The organism is Paracoccus sp. SY, assembly GCF_002901215.1.
Classification (GTDB): Bacteria; Pseudomonadota; Alphaproteobacteria; order Rhodobacterales; family Rhodobacteraceae; genus Paracoccus; species Paracoccus acridae.
Window position 1 is genome coordinate 1 of record NZ_NWMQ01000130.1, and the last position, 1,621, is coordinate 1,621.

The following is a 1,621-nucleotide window of genomic DNA, read 5'->3' on the forward strand; positions in this document are numbered from 1 at the left end:
GTGAAGCGGGTGATAGACTACAACGTGAAGGCCCGGGTTCGTGCGGACGGGTCTGGGGTTGATCTGGCGAATGTGAAGATGTCGATGAACCCCTTTGACGAGATCGCGGTGGAGGAGGCGATCCGTCTGAAGGAGAAGGGCGCGGCCGCGGAGGTCGTGGTCGTGTCCATCGGCGTGAAGCAGGCGCAGGAAACGCTGCGCACGGCCTTGGCTATGGGGGCGGACCGGGCGATCCTGGTGGTGGCCGCCGACGACGTGCACCAGGACATCGAGCCCCTGGCGGTGGCCAAGCTGCTGAAGGCGGTGGTCGATCAGGAACAGCCCGGGCTGGTGATCGCGGGCAAGCAGGCCATCGACAACGACATGAACGCGACCGGCCAGATGCTGGCGGCGTTGCTGGGCTGGGGCCAGGCGACCTTTGCCTCCAAGCTCGAGATCGCGGGCGAGGCGGCCCGCGTCACGCGCGAGGTGGACGGCGGCCTGCAGACCATCGAGGTCCGGCTGCCGGCGATCGTGACGGCCGACCTGCGTTTGAACGAGCCGCGCTATGCGAGCCTGCCCAACATCATGAAGGCCAAGAAGAAGCCCTTGGAGGAAAAGACGCCGGCCGATTACGGCGTGGACGTGAGCCCGCGCCTGGAGATCCTGTCCACCCGGGAGCCCGAGGGCCGGCAGGCGGGCATCAAGGTGGGATCGGTCGACGAGCTGGTCTCGAAACTCAAGGAAGCGGGGGTGATCTGATGGCTGTTCTTCTTCTGGCGGAAGTGACGGGGGGCGTCCTGAACCGGGACGCGACGGCCAAGGCGGTGGCGGCGGTCGGGACCCTGGGCGAGGTGACGGTGCTCTGTGCGGGCGCCTCGGCGCGGGGCGCCGCGCAGGAGGCCGCGACCATCGCCGGCGTGGCGAAGGTGATCGTGGCCGAGGATGCGCGCTACGGCCACCGCCTGGCCGAGCCCACCGCCGCCCTGCTGGCCGCGCTTGCGGCCGACTATGAGCATGTCGCGGCGCCCGCCACCACGGACGCCAAGAACGTCATGCCCCGCGTGGCGGCGCTTCTCGATGTGATGGTGATCCCCGAAGTGTCCAAGGTGATCGACGCCGACACCTTCGAGCGTCCGGTTTATGCCGGCAACGCCATCCAGACGGTGCGCTCGCGCGACGCCAAGAAGGTGATGACCATCCGCACCGCCAGCTTCGATGGGGCGGGCGCGGGCGCCGCCGCCCCGGTCAGCGACGCCACGCTGGCCGAGGATCCGGGCCTGTCGTCCTGGATCGGCGACGAGGTCGCGGCCTCCGACCGGCCCGAGCTGACCAGTGCCAGGCGGGTGGTCTCGGGCGGGCGCGCGCTCGGCTCGAAAGAGCAGTTCGCCATCATCGAGGCCCTGGCCGACAAGCTGGGCGCCGCCGTGGGCGCGTCCCGCGCCGCGGTGGACAGCGGATACGCCCCCAACGACTGGCAGGTGGGCCAGACCGGCAAGGTGGTCGCCCCCGAGCTTTACGTGGCCGTGGGCATCTCGGGCGCCATCCAGCACCTTGCCGGCATGAAGGACAGCAAGGTCATCGTCGCCATCAACAAGGACGAGGAAGCCCCCATCTTCCAGATCGCCGACTATGGTCTGGT

The 1,621-nt window shown here is 69.2% G+C and carries 2 protein-coding genes; both read left to right on the forward strand.

What is annotated here, in order from left to right; translation table 11 throughout:
* On the forward strand, nt 1-741 hold a 741-nt coding region (locus tag CK944_RS22050), incomplete at its 5' end, for an electron transfer flavoprotein subunit beta/FixA family protein (protein ID WP_103175169.1).
* On the forward strand, nt 741-1,621 hold an 881-nt coding region (locus CK944_RS22055; protein ID WP_103175170.1), incomplete at its 3' end, for an electron transfer flavoprotein subunit alpha/FixB family protein. The genes CK944_RS22050 and CK944_RS22055, both read left to right, overlap by 1 nt.